The following is a 15,658-nucleotide window of genomic DNA, read 5'->3' as shown; positions in this document are numbered from 1 at the left end:
GAGGACCTCCTACGGGTGAATGCCAGACACATCCACTCCGTCAGGAGGTCCTCCCACTTTCAAGCAGGCACGCCGTCGACAACCTCTCAGGTCACGACAGCTAGCCCGCGCCGAGTGACCTTCCGGCACAGTGCAGGTCGGTGCAGGCCTGGACGACCCGCTCGGACATCGACGCCTCGGCCTTCTTGAGGTAGCTGCGCGGGTCGTAGACCTTCTTTACGCCGACCTCGCCGTCGACCTTGAGCACGCCGTCGTAGTTGGCGAACATGTGACCGGCGATCGGGCGGGTGAACGCGTACTGGGTGTCGGTGTCCACGTTCATCTTCACCACGCCGTAGCGCAGCGACTCCTCGATCTCCGACGTCAGCGAACCGGAACCGCCGTGGAAGACGAAATCGAACGGCTTGGCCCCGTCGGGCAGCCCCAGCTTGGCCGCCGCCACCTGTTGGCCCTGGGCCAGGATGTCGGGCCGCAGCTTGACGTTGCCGGGCTTGTAGACGCCGTGCACGTTGCCGAAGGTCGCGGCGAGCAGGTATCGGCCGTGCTCGCCGTGGCCCAGCGCGTCGATGGTCTTCTCGAAGTCGTCCGGCGTGGTGTAGAGCTTGTCGTTGATCTCGTGGGCGACGCCGTCCTCTTCACCGCCCACCACGCCGATCTCGATCTCCAGGATGATCCTGGCGGCCGCCGCCTCCGTGAGCAGTTCCTGGGCGATCGTCAGGTTCTCGTCGATCGGCACGGCCGAGCCGTCCCACATCTGCGAGCCGAACAGCGGATCGCGGCCCGCGGCCACCCGTTCGGCCGAAATCGCCAGCAGCGGGCGAACGTAGGTATCCAGCTTGTCGTTGGGGCAGTGGTCGGTGTGTAGCGCGACATTGACCGGGTACCTGTCCGCAATGGAACGTGTGAATTCGGCCAGGGCCACCGCACCGGTCACCATGTCCTTGACGCCCAGCCCGGACGCGAATTCGGCACCACCGGTGGAGAATTGGATGATCCCGTCGCTGCCCGCATCGGCGAAGCCCTTGATGGCCGCGTTCACCGTCTCCGACGAGGTGCAGTTGATCGCAGGGAAGGCATACGAGTCGTCCTTGGCGCGTCGCAGCATCTCGGCGTAAACCTCGGGCGTGGCGATGGGCATCAGACACCTCCTGACGGCTGCTCCTACCCAACCACGGATGCGTGGTCGACAGCTACCCGGCGGACCGGCGCGCGGGTTAGCCCGGCCTTTGTGCGGGCCAGGGTCATTTCGCCGGTATGTTGAGGGATCATGAGCACCGCCGTGACGGCCCTGCCCCACATCTTCGACCCGATGTATTGGTTGGGCGCCGACGGCGTCTTCGGGTCCGCGGTGCTGCCCGGCATCCTGGTCATCGTCTTCATCGAAACCGGGCTGCTGTTTCCGCTGCTGCCCGGCGAGTCGCTGCTGTTCACCGGCGGCCTGCTGGCCGCGCACCCGAACCCACCGGCCAGCATCTGGGTGCTGGCCCCCGCCGTCGCGACTGTGGCCATACTGGGCGACCAGACCGGGTATTGGATCGGCCGGCGGATCGGCCCGGCGCTGTTCAAGAAGGAAGACTCCCGGTTCTTCAAGAAGCACTACGTGACCGAGTCACACGCGTTCTTCGAGAAGTACGGGCCGTTTGCGATCATCCTGGCCCGGTTCGCACCGTTCGTGCGGACGTTCGTCCCGCCGGTCGCCGGGGTGTCCTACATGCGCTACCCGGTGTTCCTGGGCTTCGACATCGTCGGCGGCATCCTCTGGGGCGGCGGGGTGACGCTGGCCGGCTACTTCATGGGCAACGTGCCGTTCGTGCACCACAACCTGCAGAAGATCCTGCTGGCCATCCTGCTGGTCTCGCTGATGCCGGCGTTCATCGCCGCCTGGCGAAGCTACCGGGGGCGCAAGCAGGCGCCGAGCACCAACGACCGGGAAGCCGAGCGGCTGCCGGCGGCCGAGTAGCCGGCCGCGGGCTCAGACCGCGACTTTGAAGTCGCAGCCCGTCTTGGCGCGAACCTCCTCGACCGTGACGCCGGGCTGCAGCTCGGTGAGCACCAGCCCCTGTCCCGGCTCGACGTCGAAGACGCACAGGTTGGTGATGATCATGTCGACGACGTTCTTGCCGGTCAGCGGCAGCGAGCACTGGCTGAGCACCTTGGGGCTGCCGTCCTTCGCGGTGTGATCCATCAGCACGATCACGCGCTTGACGCCGGATACCAAGTCCATTGCGCCGCCTGGCCCTTTGACCATCTTGCCCGGCACCATCCAGTTGGCCAGGTCGCCGTTCTCCGCGACCTCCAGCGCACCCAGGATGGACAGGTCGATGTGGCCGCCGCGGATCATCGCGAAGGAATCGGCGCTGGAAAAGAAGCTGGACCCGGGCAGGCTGGTGATGGTCTGCTTGCCGGCGTTGATGAGGTCGGGGTCGACGGTGTCCTCGCTCGGGTAGGCCCCGATGCCGAGGAGGCCGTTCTCCGACTGCAGCGTGACCTTGATACCGTCGGGAATGAAGTTGGCCACCAACGTCGGAATGCCGATGCCCAGGTTCACGTAGAAGCCGTCGCGCAATTCCTGGGCGGCGCGCTGGGCCATCCGCTCGCGGACGGGGCTGTCGTGCTTCAGCGCGGCGCCACCGCTCGTGGTGCGGAACTCGATGCGCTTCTCGTAACCGGTGCCCTCGATGATGCGGTCGACGTAGATGCCCGGGGTGTGGATCAGGTCGGGATCCAGCTCGCCGACCTCGACCAGCTCCTCCACCTCGGCGACGGTGATCGCGCCGCAGGTGGCGATCATCGGGTTGAAGTTGCGCGCCGTCTTGCGGTAGATGAGGTTGCCGGCGGTGTCGCCCTTCCACGCCTTGACGATCGCCACGTCGGCCCGAATGCCTTCTTCCAGAACGTATTCGGTGCCGTCGAAGACCCTGGTGTCCTTGCCCTCGGCGAGGTTGGTCCCGAAGGCCGTGCGGGTGTAGAAGCCGGGGATGCCGGCGCCGCCGGCGCGCAGCTTCTCCGCGAGCGTGCCCTGCGGCGTCAACACCAGATCCAGCTCGCCGGAAAGCACCTGGCGTTCGAACTCCTTGTTCTCGCCGACGTAGGAGGCGATCACCTTGTTCACCTGCCGGCCTTTGAGCAGCAGTCCCATGCCGAAATCGTCTACGCCGGCGTTGTTTCCGACGATGGTGAGGTCCTTGATGCCGCTGTCGACCAGAGCCTGGATCAGCTTCTCGGGGATGCCGCACAGACCGAAACCGCCCGCGGCGATGGTGATGCCGTCCTTCAGCAGGCCGTGCAGGGCCGACTCCGCGTCGTGGTGGACCTTGTTGCTCACAGGGTGCTCCTGTTCTTCGACTCGGCGGAGACGTTACAGGCGGCCTCCATGAGCATCCACCCCGACAGCTGCACCGACAGGTCCCGCTCGGCCACCTCGGACGCCATCACCGCGCCCTCGACGAACTCCGCCTCTTTGCCGCCGGCCGTGGGCAGCTGGGCGTCGCGGTCCCAGAACGGGCCGAACACCGGCAGCCCATCCACCGTCTGCCGGTTGTCCCAGGCCGACTTCGCGCTGGCCAGCACGATCTGCCGGGCGGTGTCGCGGGCCAGCACGTCGTCGGCCGCCTCCCCCGGCAGTGCGATGGCCACCAGCGCCAGGTAGCGGGCGGTGATCCCGGCGAACAAGCCCCCGTCCCCGCCGCCGGCACCGACCAGCACGCCCGCCGGCGCCATGTGTTCGCGCACGGCCGCGACCAGCCGGTGCACGCGGGCGGCGTGCCGCTGCCTGATCTCGACGGCCGTGCGCGCGGCCAGCTCGGTCTCCAGCCCGAGCACCACACCCTGGCAGTAGGTGTACTGCGCGCGCACCAGCGACCCGGCTTTGATGCCGTCGAACACCAGGTGGGTCTCCGGGTCGATCAGCGTCTGGTCGATCCAATCGCCCATCTGCTCAGCACGTTTCAGGTGATCCCCGTAGCGCGCGAGGAAGATCCCCGCGGGTCCGTTGGCCGGGGCGTTGAAGAACTGGTCGGACTTGCGCCACGGGATGCCGCCGCCGTCCTCGGGCACCCAGGCCTTGAGGAACTGGGCGGCGAGCTTGGGTAGCGCGCGGCTGCGCTCGATGCCGGCGATCCGGGTGGCGCGCTCGAGCGCCAGCGCCAGCCAGGCCATGTCGTCGTAGTAGCTGTTGGTCCACGAGAAGTTGTTGCGCAGCCGGTGCGAGCGGACCTGTCGGTTGATCTCGGTGTGCCGGTGCGGCTGCGGATCGCGCGCCTCGGCGTCGATCAGACAGTCCAGCAGATGCGCCTGCCACCAGTAGTGCCAGGTGCCGAACCAGCGGTCACGCCGCGACGGCGGCCAGGCCACCACTCCCAGCTGGGTGCCGGGCAGCCCCCACAGGTGTTTCAGGTGTCGTTGGGTGACAGCGGCTTCGCTGCTGGCCGCGCGGTTGGCCCAGAGCTGATCCATACCTGTCGATCCTGCCCCACGCGGGTGAGCGCGCGTGTATTGCGTCGGGTGCTCACCAGGCGCGGGTCAGGTCGGCGTGCTGCTCGACCCAGGCGTGCATGGCGATCCCGGCCGCGACGCCGGCGTTGATGCTGCGCGTCGAGCCGAACTGCGCGATCGACACCGTCAGCCCCGCACCGGTGCGGGTGTCGTCGGTGATGCCGGGCCCCTCCTGCCCGAACACCAGCAGGCACTCGCGCGGCAGCGCGGTCTCCTCCAGGCGCGCCGCGCCCGGCACGTTGTCCACCGCGACCACGGTCAGCCCGGCGTCGGCCGCGAAGGCCAGCAGCTCGGCGGTGCTGTCGTGGTGACACAACCGCTGATAACGGTCGGTCACCATGGCGCCGCGGCGATTCCACCGCCGCCGCCCCACGATGTGCACCGTGTGCACCGCGAAGGCGTTGGCGGTGCGCACCACCGAACCGATGTTGGCGTCGTGGCCGAAGTTCTCGATCGCGACGTGCAGCGGATGCCGGCGCCGGTCGATGTCGGCAATGATCGCTTCCCGGGACCAGTACCGGTAGGCGTCGACGACGTTGCGAGTGTCGCCCTCGCGCAACAGGATTGGGTCGTACCGCGGGTCGTCGGGCGGCTCGCCCGGCCACGGCCCGACGCCGGCCGGCGGTGCCACCGCCCATTCGGTCGGTCCGGGGGGTTCGCTCATCGCTGCGTCCACACGCCGGCGTGCGTGCCGTCGATGGCCAGCGTCGCGTACAGCAGCGCGTCGTTGATCTCGCCCTGCGTGCACAGCGACGCGTTGACGTGCACCGAGTCCAACGAGGCGTCGGGCAGGATCAGCACCGACGACCCGTACGTCGCGCAGGCCGGGTTCAGTCCGGGGGCGGGCAGGGTCGGCGATGCCAGCAGCATCATCGGGCCGCCGCGCTTGACGGACTCGTCGCGATAGCGCGCCGCGATGGCCGTCGCCTCCAGCCCGAGCAGCATGTAGCCGTTGCCGGTGAACGCCCCCGGGTCGCCCAGCTGCATCTTGGTCACCGGGGTGCCGTCGGCCCGCCACGCCGACAGGCTGGCCGTCTTGACCGCCAGGCCGCCGCTGTCGTTGGCGTTCGTCGGCAGCAGCCCGACCGGGAACGCGACCGGGTAGGCCGACGAGCTGTCCGGGATGCGGTCGCGCGACGAATAGCCGTAGACACCACGCACCTGGCTTCGATCCTTCAGCGGCCCAAGGCAAACCGTGCCGGTGAGCCGGTCGCGCGGCGCCGAGAGTGGCGCGGGGATGTCGCGCACACCGGTCTTCGCGCTGTCGCAGCTGCCCAGCGCGGCGACCTCCATGGGGTGAGCCAGAGCGCCGTACAGGCCGAACCGGATGTCCTCGGGCTTGGCGTGCGGGTCCTTGGCCGAGGTCGCGCTCGCGTCGACGTCGATCAGCACGTAGTCGCCGTCCCAGCGCAGGTTCGACACCGACATGTTCCAGCCGAGCAGGGCCAGCGATTCCCCGAGCCGCGCGCCCTGGGCTCCGTAGGGGCGCGCGGGCTGGCTGGAGGACGAGCAGCCGGCCAGACACAGCGCCAGGCAGGCCGCTACCGCAAGGAATGTGCGCACGGTGAAGCCGGCCTAGCTCAGCCCCAGATCGGCGAGGCCGAGCACGCTCCGGTATGGCAACCCCTCGGCCTCGATGGCCTCGGCGGCGCCGGTGGCGCGGTCCACCACGGTGGCCACCCCCACCACTTCGCCGCCGGCCTCCTGGACGGCGCGCACCGCGGTCAGCGCCGAATTGCCGGTGGTGCTGGTGTCCTCGACGACCAGAACACGCTTGCCGGAAACCTCGGAACCCTCGATAAGGCGTTGCAGCCCATGGGTTTTAGCCGATTTACGGACGACAAAGGCGTCGATCGGGCGGCCCGGTGCGTGCATGACGGCGGTGGCCACCGGATCGGCGCCCAGGGTCAGCCCGCCGACCACGTCGTAGTCCCAGTCGCTGGTCAGTTCGCGCATCAGCGCGCCTATCAACGCCGAGGCGCGGTGATGCAGCGTGGCCCGGCGCAGGTCGACGTAGTAGTCGGCCTCCTTGCCGGAGGACAGCGTGACCCGCCCGTGCACCACCGACAGGCGCGACACCAGCTCCGCCAACTCGTTGTGGTCAGGTCCGGCCACGCCCACTCCCGATTCGTTTGGTGACCGCCCGCATGAGCGTCCGCGGCATCAGGCGCTCGGCGGCGATGATCGCCTTGTATTGCAGGCCAGGAATGCTGATCACCTTGTCGCGGGCGACATCGGCCAGGCTCTGGTTGACCACGTCGTCGACCTCGAGCCACATGAACGACGGCGACTTGGCCATGTCGATCCCGGCGCGGTCGTGAAACTCGGTGTGCACGTAACCCGGACACACGGCGTGCACGGAGACACCGGTGCCCTGCAGGCCGACGGACAGGCCCTCGCTGAACGAGATCACCCACGCCTTTGACGCCGAGTACGTGGACCCGCGCCCGGGCACCAGCCCGGCGACGCTGGCGATGTTGATGACGGTGCCGGCTCCAGCTTCCAGCATGGCCGGCAGCGCCGCGCGGGTCAGGTGCATGACCGCGGTGACGTTGACGTCGAGCTGCGACTGCAGCAGCGCGGGGTCGGCGGTCCAGAAGTCGCCGGAAGTGGCGAAGCCGGCGTTGTTCACCAGGACGCGCACTCCCCCGGCGGCGAGCCGGTCGCAGACCCGCTGCCGCCCTGCGGCGTCGGCCAGGTCGGCGGGCAGGATCTCGACGCTGCCGGAGTGCTGCTGCAGTTCGTCCGACAGCCTGGTCAACCGGTCCACATCGCGGGCGACCAAGACCACGTCGTAGCCGTCGGCGGCATAGCGTCGCGCGAACCCGGCGCCGATTCCGGACGTAGGCCCGGTGATCAGGGCTACGGGGCGGGGCATGAGCGACATCCTAATGACGGCGGCACCACCGGGCCCTGAGGTACCCGGCGCCCGCCGTCAGCGCTGATAGTTGCTGGCCTGGTGACCGTTGCGCCCGGAGGGGGGTGGGCGGCGGAGGGTTTCCGGGCGCCCTTCGGGTCGGGGCTGGTCGCGGCGCACCGGCTCGGCGGCGCGGCGACCGGGTTGCAGGTCGGAGCCGAGCAGCCCCGCCACGTCCTGCTGCGCCCGCCGGGGCGGCAACTCGGCGCGGCCCGCCGGGGCCAGCGGCCGGCTGGGTGAGGCGTTGCGCAGGCCCGACGGCGCCCCGGTCTCCTGCGGGGTCTCCTCGGGCAGCGGCGGCAGCACCCGCAACAGGTCGTTGAACTGGCGCACGGTGCGCAGTCCCTCGTCCCACTCGGTGCGGGTGCTGGTGATCGGCAGGGCGACCAGCGTCCAGTTCTGCTCGTTCCACATGATCTCGGCGCTGTCCGGTGCGGTGTGCGCGAAGGTGACCATCCGGCGGTCGCAGGCCCGGCGAGCGGCGTCCAGATTGGTGGAGTAGACCATCCGCGGCCCGATGGCGCCCAACAGCCAAATGTCGCTCTCCCGTGGCTCTTTGAGCCCTTTGAGCCGCAAATCGACGACGACGTTGGTGCCCACCTTGCGGTGCAGCGCGATGACGGTGGCGACCTCTTCCAGGTCGAAGATGTAGACGGCCTCGCCGCGGATCTGACCCAGGACGACGTTCTGGGCGGCGACGTCGCCCACGGTCGACATCACCCCGCGCTTCCAGCGCTTGAGGATGTCGACCGATTCACGCTCGTAGTCGAACCCGTGCGACCGCGCCCACGACTTCCGGCGCCTGCTGCGCCCGCGTCGCCGATCGATGTCGACGTACAGCAGCACCCCCGCGCCGACAAAGCACAGCGCGGAGAGCGTGAACCAGAGGGGGACCATCCAAAACAGGGTATCTGCTATTGGCCCGGAACACAGAAGGCGACCAGGTCACAACCCCATCACAGCTGGCAACAGCTGCGTGTCGCCGGAACGCGGACGGTCCCCCTCCGGCACGAGCTAATGGTGGCGACCCGCTTCGCCCGGCTTCGCCGCGCTCGCGATCGCCACTCAGCCCAGGATCAGCGACTCGCCGTCCGGGCTGACGTTCACCGGAACGGTGTCGCCGTCGTGCACATCGCCGGCCAGCAACTGCTTGGCCAGCTGGTCGCCGATGGCCTGCTGCACCAAGCGGCGCAACGGCCGGGCGCCGTAGACGGGGTCGAACCCGCGGTGCGCCAGCCACTGCTTGGCCGGCAGCGACACCTCCAGCGTGAGACGGCGCTGGGCCAGCCGCTTCTGCAGCTGGGCCAGCTGGATGTCGACGATCTGCACCAGCTCACCGGGCTCCAGGCCGTGGAAGATGATCACGTCGTCGAGCCGGTTGATGAACTCCGGCTTGAACGCCGAGCGCACCGCGGCCATCACCTGCTCCTCGCTGCCACCCGATCCCAGGTTGGACGTCAGGATCAGGATGGTGTTGCGGAAGTCGACGGTGCGGCCCTGCCCGTCGGTCAGCCGGCCCTCGTCGAGCACCTGCAGCAGCACGTCGAACACGTCCGGGTGCGCCTTTTCGATCTCGTCGAACAGGATCACCGTGTACGGCCGCCGGCGCACCGCCTCGGTCAGCTGACCGCCCTGGTCGTAGCCGATGTATCCGGGCGGGGCGCCGACCAGCCGGGCCACCGAGTGCTTCTCGCCGTATTCACTCATGTCGATGCGGACCATCGCGCGTTCGTCGTCGAACAGGAATTCCGCCAGCGCCTTGGCCAGCTCGGTCTTGCCGACGCCGGTCGGCCCGAGGAACATGAACGATCCGGTGGGCCGGTTGGGGTCGGCGACGCCGGCGCGCGAACGCCGCACGGCGTCCGAGACTGCCGTCACCGCCCTCTTCTGGCCGATGACGCGCCGGCCCAGCTCGTCTTCCATGCGCAGCAGCTTGGCGGTCTCGCCCTCGAGCATGCGCCCGGCCGGGATTCCGGTCCACGCCGAGACCACCTCGGCGATGTCGTCGGGGCCGACCTCCTCCTTGAGCATCACGTTCTCGCGGGCCTCGGCATGCGGCAGCGCGGCGTCGAGTTTCTTCTCGACCTCGGGGATGCGCCCGTAGCGCAGCTCGGCGGCCTTGGCCAGGTCGCCGTCGCGCTCGGCGCGCTCGGACTCGCCGCGCAGGGTGTCCAGCTGCTCCTTGAGCTCGCGGACGACGTCGATGGCGTTCTTCTCGTTCTGCCAGCGGGTGGTGAGCTCGGACAGCTTCTCCTTCTGGTCGGCCAGCTCCGAGCGCAGCTTCTCCAGCCGCTCCTTGGACGCCTCGTCCTCTTCTTTGGCCAGCGCCATCTCCTCGATTTCGAGGCGGCGCACCAGCCGCTCGACCTCGTCGATCTCGACGGGCCGCGAGTCGATCTCCATCTTCAGCCGGCTGGCGGCCTCGTCGACCAGGTCGATCGCCTTGTCCGGCAGGAAGCGTGCGGTGATGTAGCGGTCGGACAGCGTCGCCGCGGCCACCAGGGCCGAGTCGGTGATGCGCACCCCGTGGTGCACCTCGTAGCGGTCCTTCAGTCCGCGCAGGATGCCGACGGTGTCCTCCACCGACGGCTCGCCGACCAGCACCTGCTGGAAGCGGCGCTCCAGGGCGGCGTCCTTCTCGATGTACTTGCGGTACTCGTCGAGCGTGGTGGCGCCGACCAGCCGCAGCTCGCCGCGGGCCAGCATCGGCTTGATCATGTTGCCGGCGTCCATCGCGCCCTCGCCGGTCGCGCCGGCCCCGACGATGGTGTGCAACTCGTCGATGAAGGTGATGATCTGCCCGGCGGAGTTCTTGATGTCGTCGAGGACGGCCTTGAGCCGCTCCTCGAATTCGCCGCGATATTTGGCGCCCGCCACCATCGATCCCAGGTCCAGGCTGATGACGGTCTTGTCGCGCAGGCTTTCGGGCACGTCGCCGGCGACGATCCGCTGGGCCAGGCCCTCCACGATGGCGGTCTTGCCGACGCCGGGCTCACCGATCAGCACCGGGTTGTTCTTGGTGCGCCGGGACAGCACCTGCACGACGCGGCGTATCTCGTTGTCCCGCCCGATCACCGGGTCGAGCTTGCCCTCGCGGGCCCGCTCGGTCAGGTCGGTCGAGTACTTCTCCAGCGCCTGATAGGTCGCCTCCGGCTCGGGGCTGGTGACCCGCCCGCTGCCCCGCACCTTGACGAACCCGTCGCGCAACGCCTGAGGCGAGGCGCCGTGGCCGGTCAACAGCTTGGCGACGTCGGAGTCGCCGGTGGCCAGGCCGACCAGCAGGTGCTCGGTCGAGACGTACTCGTCGTTCATCTCGGTGGCCAGCTGCTGGGCGGTGGTGACGGCGGCCAGCGACTCGCGCGACAGCTGCGGTTGCGAGCTGGCGCCGCTGATCTGCGGCAGCCGCTCCAGCACCCGCTCGGTTTCGGCGCGAATGGCGGCCGGGTCGACGCCGACGGCCTCCAGCAGCGGCGCGGCGATGCCGTCCGCCTGCGTCAGCAGGGCCATCAGTAGGTGCGCGGGCCGGATCTCGGGGTTACCGGCGGCCGAGGCCGCCTGCAGCGCCGAGGTCAGCGCCGCTTGGGTCTTGGTGGTCGGGTTGAAAGAGTCCACGACGAGCTCCGTTCAGGTACAAAAAGGTTTGCAAAAATGCTTGTCGGCTTGTTCAACGTCGTCAAGGTTGAGTCTGTTCCGCTCAACTCTATCGAGTTTTGGGCACTACGGCGTACGGGGTACCCCCATACCGATGACACAGACGACGCAGCATCCCCACCACGTCGGCGCCGAGCTCGTCAGGACCCCGCGCCGCGTTCCCCTGAGCTTCTTGCTCGCCGCCCTGGCCGCCGGACTGGCGCTCGCGGGGCTGGTCGCGGTCGGGTTGCACACCGATCTCGCCGGTGGCACCCCCTCGACGACGGTCCCGGAGTCCGGCACGCTGCAGGTCAACGGGACCGGAGTGGCGAAGACGATCCCCTGTCACGGCGGCTACCTGTCGGTGAGCGGGCAGAAGAACACCATCACCCTCACAGGGCACTGCACCAGCGTCAGCGTGTCCGGCAGCGGCAACCACGTCGGGGTCGACAGCGCCGATGCGGTCAGCGCGTCGGGGAGCGGCAACGTCGTTCTCTATCACTGGGGTTCGCCCAAGGTGGACAACGTCGGGACGGCCAACATCGTCCGACAGGACTGAGTCACCGGCGGCCGAGCCTAGAATCGGGGCCCGTGAGCCTGGAGGACGTCGACGCACTGCGGGTGCTGCGCGATGCCTTCGCACCAGCCGAATCGGCCTCGGTCGGCGATCCCGGTGAGCTCGTCCACCGGTTCTACACCCATTGGTTCGCCCTCGACGGCTCGGTGCGCGACCTGTTCCCGCCCGAAATGGCCGCCCAGCGGCTCGCTTTCGGCCACGCGCTGCACTGGGTGTACGGCGAGCTGGTCGCGCGGCGCGCCCAGCAGCCGGTGGCGTTCCTGGCCCAGCTCGGCCGCGATCACCGCAAATACGGTGTGCTGCCGCCGCATTACGACACCCTGCGACGCGCGTTGCTGGCTACCCTGCGTACGCAGTTGGGTGCCGCGTGGACCGACGCCGTCGACGAGGCGGCCAGGCAGTCGCTGAACCTGATCACCGGGGTGATGAGCGGAGCCGCCGACGCCGACGAGGGGCCCGCCTGGTGGGACGGCACCGTCGTCGAGCACCTCCGGGTGTCGCGGGATCTGGCCGTGGTCCGGCTGCGGCTCGATCAGCCGATGGACTACCACCCCGGCCAGTACGTCAACGTCCACGTGCCCCAATGCCCGCACCGCTGGCGGTTTTTGAGTCCCGCGATTCCGGCCGACCCCGGCGGCGGGATCGAGTTTCACGTCCGCCTGGTTCCCGGCGGCCTGGTGAGCACCGCGATCGTCAACGAGACCCGCACCGGCGACCGCTGGCGGCTGTCCAGCCCGCACGGCGGCCTGCGCGTCGACCGCGAGGGCGGCGACGTGCTGATGGTTGCGGGCAGCACCGGCCTGGCGCCCCTGCGGGCGCTGATCATGGACCTGGCGCGGTTCGCGGTGAACCCGCGGATACATCTCTTCTTCGGCGCCCGCTACCGCTGCGAACTCTACGATCTGCCGACCCTGTGGCAGGTCGCCTCGCACAATCCGTGGCTGTCGGTCTCGCCCGTCTCGGAATACAACAGCGACCCCTCCTGGGCCGCAGACTATCCCGACGTCACGCCGCCGCGCGGCCTGCACGTGCATCAGATCGGGCGGCTGCCCGACGTGGTGACCAAGTACGGCGGCTGGGGCGATCGGCAGATCCTGGTCTGCGGCGGGCCGGCGATGGTCAACGCCACCAAGGCCGCCCTGATCGCCAAAGGGGCTCCGCCCCAACACATTCAGCATGACCCGCTGTGGAGGTAGCCATGCACGTCGTCACCCTGCACGATCCGTCGTCGCCGGTGGTCGCGCAGTTCGTCCCCGAGGCGGGGATGATCGGCACCTCGCTGCGCGACGCCGGGGTCGAGCTGCTGGGCCAGCGCCGCGGCCTGGACGCCTACATCTCGGACGGCAAGACGATGGGCATCCCGCTTCTGTATCCATGGGCAAACCGATTGGACGAGAACACCTACACCGCGCAGGACGTCACCGTGACCCTGACGCCGGGAGAAAACGGGGTGCGCGCCGACCCCAACGGGCTACCCATCCACGGCGTCCTGGCCGCCTACCCCGGGTGGCGGGTAACGGCCGAGATTGCCAACGAACTGACCGCCGAACTCGATTTCGGCGCCGATCCCCGATTGCTGGCCAGCTTTCCCTATCCGCATGTGCTGGCGGTGACGGCGCGGCTGGCCGACCGGAGGCTGACGGTCCGGACCACGGTCACCGCGACCGGTGACCGGGCGGTGCCGCTGTGCTTCGGGTTCCATCCCTATCTGCAGCTGCCCGACGCGCCGCGGGCCGACTGGGTCATCGACACACCGCCGCTGCGGCATCTGGGCCTCGACGACAGGGGCCTGCCGACGGGCGATTCCGAGCGGCAGCCCGCGCTGTCAGAGGCATTGCGCGACAATGCTTTCGACGATGCCTACGATCAGGTGGGCGAGGGTTCGGTGTTCGCGGTGTCCGGCGGCGGGCGCCGCATCGAGGTGCACTTCGACGCCGGCTATCCGGCGGCGCAGATCTTCGCGCCGCCGGCCGACGACCCCGCGAAGGCTATCGTGTGCTTCGAGCCGATGACCGCACCCACCGACGCGCTGCGCCGGGGCGGCTACCGCTGCGCGCGGCCGGGCGAGCCGGCGGTCACGCAGTTTTCGATCCGGGTGTGATCACAGTGACCATGTGGGTCACTGCAGTCGCCGCCTGGTGGTCACCAGGTGAATGCGAAACAGCGCTAGCCGAGACGCTAGCGCCTTCGCGGACTTTGTATGCCTCTGAGACAGGAACCCTTGGGGCGAAGGCGAAACCGAGCGAGAATCAGCGTCCGCGGCGGGGCTGCCACACCACCAGCGCGGTGCTCTTGGGCACCACCGCCACGTCGCGGCGCTGGCTGGCCCGTGTCTGCGCCAGCTCCTCGGTCAACTCCTTGACCCGGGCCTGTAGCGCCTCGACCTGATTGGTCAGCTCGATGATGCGCTTGATGCCGGCGAGGTTGACCCCCTCGTCCTGCGAGAGCCGTTGCACCTCGCGCAGCAGGTCGACGTCGTGCTCCGAATACCGCCGTCCCCCACCGGAAGTCCGGCGCGGGCTGACCAGGCCGAGGCGGTCGTAGGTGCGCAGCGTCTGGGCGTGCATGCCGGCCAGCTCGGCGGCCACCGAGATCAGGAAGGTCCGGGCGTCGTCCTTTCTTGAATTGCTCGAGCCCTTGGCCATCAGCGATTGCCCGCCCATCCCGCCCGGGGATCGAAGCCACTGGAACGCTCGGCGGCCGCGTACGCCTCCAGCGCCTCCTGGGCCGCGCCCTCCAAATTGGGCGGCACGGCGACCTTTACGGTCACCAGCAGGTCCCCGTTGCCGCCGCTGCGCTTGGGCACGCCCCGCCCGCGCACCCGCAGGATGCGGCCGTCGGCGGTGCCCTTGGGCACCCGGACGCCGACCTTGCCGTCCAGCGTGGGCACGGAAATAGTTGAGCCCAAAGCTAATTCGGTGAAGCTGACGGGAACGGTCACAGTCAGGTCGTCGCCGTCGCGTCCGAACACCTTGTCCGGGCGCACATGCACCGTCACGTACAGGTCACCCGACGGCGCCCCGCGCAACCCCGCCTCGCCCTGGCCGGGCAGCCGGATGCGCTGTCCGTCCTCGACGCCCGGCGGGATGCGCACGTTGATGGTGCGGGTGCGGGTGGTGACGCCGGTGCCCTTGCACTCGTCGCACGGGTGCTCGATGATCGAGCCGCTGCCCCGGCAATCGGTGCACGGCTCGGAGAAGCCGAACGCCCCCTGGTTGCGGTTGATCACGCCGGAGCCGTTACAGGTGGGACACACCTTCGGGCTGGTGCCCGGCCGCGCGCCGCTGCCGTGGCAGTTGGTGCACGGCGCCGGGCTGGTCAGCCGCAGCGGCATCGCCACGCCCTTGGCGGCCTCGACGAAATCCAGCTGGGTTTCGGTCTCCAGGTCGTTGCCTCGGCGCGGCCGGCTGGGCCGGCCGCCCGAACCACGCCCGAACAACCCGCCGAACAGGTCACCGATGTTGGTGCCGCCGCTTCGGCCGGCGGCATCGAACAAATCGTTGAGGTTGAACTCAGCGCCGTCACCGCCGACGTTGAAGCCCCCGAACCCGCCGCTGTCGAACCGGCGCCCGCCAAAACCACCGCCGGCGAACAGCCTTCGGGTTTCGTCGTATTCCTTGCGCTTGGCCGGATCCGACAAGACGTTGTGCGCCTCGGAGACCGCTTTGAAGCGTTCGCCGGCGGCGGGGTTGTCGGGGTTGGCGTCCGGGTGTAGATCGCGCGCCAACTTGCGGTAGGCGCGTTTGATCTCTTCGGGACTGGCGTCAGAGGAGACGCCAAGCTCCTTGTAGAAGTCCTTTTCGACCCATTCACGCTGGGCCATGTCGCGTCACCCCCTCACCTTTCTTCTGTTGTGCCGATTGTGTGGTCTAGTCACCGGACGTGCCGGCGTTATCGTCCGATTCGACCGGCTCGGTTTCCCCGGCGGCCGCAGCGGACTCACCCGCGTCGCCGTCGGGGGGGGGCCGGGGGGGGCAGCCCCCCCCCAGGGGGGGGGGGCCCCGGGAGCCCCAATTTTTTAGCGGCCGCCCGGCGGGGGG

At 69.2% G+C, this 15,658-nt stretch carries 15 protein-coding genes; 4 read left to right on the top strand and 11 right to left on the bottom strand.

Going from position 1 to position 15,658, the window contains the following annotated elements; genetic code table 11:
• Positions 1–100: 100 nt before the first annotated feature.
• On the bottom strand, positions 101–1,138 hold the full coding sequence (gene fbaA / locus ACYQ8K_RS28050) for a class II fructose-bisphosphate aldolase (RefSeq protein ID WP_459974324.1): 1,038 nt from the start codon (positions 1,136–1,138) through the stop codon (positions 101–103).
• Positions 1,139–1,267: 129 nt separating this feature from the next.
• On the opposite strand from fbaA, the gene ACYQ8K_RS28045 reads away from it, so the two are divergent.
• Positions 1,268–1,960: a DedA family protein gene (locus ACYQ8K_RS28045; protein ID WP_459974322.1), complete on the top strand. Its 693-nt coding sequence runs from the start codon at positions 1,268–1,270 to the stop codon at positions 1,958–1,960.
• Positions 1,961–1,972: 12 nt separating this feature from the next.
• Here ACYQ8K_RS28045 and ACYQ8K_RS28040 read toward each other — a convergent pair whose 3' ends face one another.
• The 8 genes from ACYQ8K_RS28040 to clpB form a co-directional block, all read right to left on the bottom strand.
• Positions 1,973–3,325 carry a 3-oxoacid CoA-transferase gene (locus tag ACYQ8K_RS28040; protein WP_459974320.1) on the bottom strand — a complete coding sequence of 451 codons (1,353 nt, stop codon included), beginning with the start codon at positions 3,323–3,325 and terminating at the stop codon, positions 1,973–1,975.
• Positions 3,322–4,455 carry a glycoside hydrolase family 76 protein gene (locus ACYQ8K_RS28035; RefSeq protein WP_459974318.1) on the bottom strand — a complete coding sequence of 378 codons (1,134 nt, stop codon included), beginning with the start codon at positions 4,453–4,455 and terminating at the stop codon, positions 3,322–3,324. Before ACYQ8K_RS28035 ends, ACYQ8K_RS28040 begins: the two co-directional genes overlap by 4 nt.
• Before the next feature lie 52 nt (positions 4,456–4,507).
• A complete protein-coding gene (locus ACYQ8K_RS28030; RefSeq protein WP_459974316.1) occupies positions 4,508–5,158 on the bottom strand; it encodes a TrmH family RNA methyltransferase in 651 nt (216 codons plus the stop codon).
• Positions 5,155–6,057 (bottom strand): hypothetical protein, encoded by a 903-nt coding sequence (locus tag ACYQ8K_RS28025; RefSeq protein WP_459974314.1) that lies wholly within the window; start codon positions 6,055–6,057, stop codon positions 5,155–5,157. The genes ACYQ8K_RS28030 and ACYQ8K_RS28025 overlap by 4 nt, the downstream gene beginning before the upstream one ends.
• 12 nt (positions 6,058–6,069) lie before the next feature.
• On the bottom strand, positions 6,070–6,609 hold the full coding sequence (gene pyrE / locus ACYQ8K_RS28020) for an orotate phosphoribosyltransferase (RefSeq protein ID WP_459974312.1): 540 nt from the start codon (positions 6,607–6,609) through the stop codon (positions 6,070–6,072).
• Complete coding sequence (locus ACYQ8K_RS28015) at positions 6,596–7,372, bottom strand: SDR family NAD(P)-dependent oxidoreductase (protein ID WP_459974310.1); 777 nt, start codon at positions 7,370–7,372, stop codon at positions 6,596–6,598. Before ACYQ8K_RS28015 ends, pyrE begins: the two co-directional genes overlap by 14 nt.
• A 57-nt stretch (positions 7,373–7,429) precedes the next feature.
• Positions 7,430–8,308 (bottom strand): trehalose monomycolate transport factor TtfA, encoded by an 879-nt coding sequence (gene ttfA / locus ACYQ8K_RS28010; RefSeq protein WP_459974308.1) that lies wholly within the window; start codon positions 8,306–8,308, stop codon positions 7,430–7,432.
• A gap of 168 nt (positions 8,309–8,476) precedes the next feature.
• Positions 8,477–11,023: an ATP-dependent chaperone ClpB gene (gene clpB / locus ACYQ8K_RS28005; protein ID WP_459974306.1), complete on the bottom strand. Its 2,547-nt coding sequence runs from the start codon at positions 11,021–11,023 to the stop codon at positions 8,477–8,479.
• A gap of 133 nt (positions 11,024–11,156) precedes the next feature.
• On the opposite strand from clpB, the gene ACYQ8K_RS28000 reads away from it, so the two are divergent.
• From ACYQ8K_RS28000 to ACYQ8K_RS27990, 3 genes are read left to right on the top strand one after another with little or no spacing between them, the layout of a single operon-like run.
• Positions 11,157–11,600 (top strand): DUF3060 domain-containing protein, encoded by a 444-nt coding sequence (locus ACYQ8K_RS28000; protein WP_459974304.1) that lies wholly within the window; start codon positions 11,157–11,159, stop codon positions 11,598–11,600.
• A gap of 32 nt (positions 11,601–11,632) precedes the next feature.
• Positions 11,633–12,814, top strand: coding sequence for an FAD-binding oxidoreductase (locus ACYQ8K_RS27995; RefSeq protein WP_459974302.1), 1,182 nt, complete (start codon positions 11,633–11,635; stop codon positions 12,812–12,814).
• A 2-nt stretch (positions 12,815–12,816) separates the two neighbouring features.
• The gene (locus ACYQ8K_RS27990) at positions 12,817–13,719 is read left to right on the top strand and encodes an aldose 1-epimerase (RefSeq protein WP_459974300.1); all 903 of its coding nucleotides are present in this window, start codon (positions 12,817–12,819) and stop codon (positions 13,717–13,719) included.
• Positions 13,720–13,867: 148 nt separating this feature from the next.
• Here the strand turns inward: ACYQ8K_RS27990 and ACYQ8K_RS27985 are convergent, their stop codons facing one another.
• Together ACYQ8K_RS27985 and dnaJ are read right to left on the bottom strand one after the other, a co-directional pair.
• A complete protein-coding gene (locus ACYQ8K_RS27985; protein ID WP_459974326.1) occupies positions 13,868–14,263 on the bottom strand; it encodes a heat shock protein transcriptional repressor HspR in 396 nt (131 codons plus the stop codon).
• On the bottom strand, positions 14,263–15,441 hold the full coding sequence (gene dnaJ, locus ACYQ8K_RS27980) for a molecular chaperone DnaJ (protein WP_459974298.1): 1,179 nt from the start codon (positions 15,439–15,441) through the stop codon (positions 14,263–14,265). The genes ACYQ8K_RS27985 and dnaJ overlap by 1 nt, the downstream gene beginning before the upstream one ends.
• Positions 15,442–15,658 lie beyond the last annotated feature (217 nt).

Source organism: Mycobacterium sp. MUNTM1, assembly GCF_054660795.1.
The sequence above is the reverse complement of the archived record's forward strand: the minus strand, read 5'-3'. Positions and strand labels throughout refer to the sequence as shown.